The sequence below is a fragment of the Candidatus Poribacteria bacterium genome, assembly GCA_021295715.1.
Lineage (GTDB): Bacteria > Poribacteria > WGA-4E > WGA-4E > WGA-3G > WGA-3G.
Map to the genome: position 1 here is coordinate 100,897 of JAGWBV010000030.1, position 503 is coordinate 101,399.

The window sequence follows — 503 nt, forward strand, 5'->3', positions numbered from 1 at the left end:
ATATTGTTAAAAATGTCGGCGGCCCGCGCGTTGAGGTGACCGGGATAGTGGAACCTGGCGTAGACCCACACTTTTACAACCCAACGCCTAAAGATGTTCAAAGGCTCGGTTCAGCGCACATCATCTTTTATAACGGGCTGCACCTTGAAGCAAAAATGGTGGACATCCTTGCGAAGATGTCGGTGGACACGCTGACGGTCGCCGTAACAGACGCTGTAGATCGGAGTCTACTGCTAAAACCCCGAGAATACGAGGGACTCTACGATCCGCACTTATGGTTTGATGTGAAGCTTTGGATGCAAGCGGTGGGAAAGGTTCGCGATGCCCTGAGTGAATTCGATGCCGATAATACTGTCCTGTACCGAAGCAATGCCGAACGCTACCTCACGAAACTCATGGAACTCGATGAATACGTAAAGTCGCGAGTGGAACGCGTGCCATCTCAGCAACGCGTTCTTGTGACGGCGCACGACTGTTTTAACTACTTCGGAAAGGCGTACGGG

1 protein-coding gene is annotated in these 503 nt (G+C 51.7%); it reads left to right on the forward strand.

The annotated features are described in order from the left end of the window. The coding region (locus J4G07_09730) for a zinc ABC transporter substrate-binding protein (GenBank protein MCE2414273.1) at positions 1-503 on the forward strand (503 nt) is incomplete at both ends.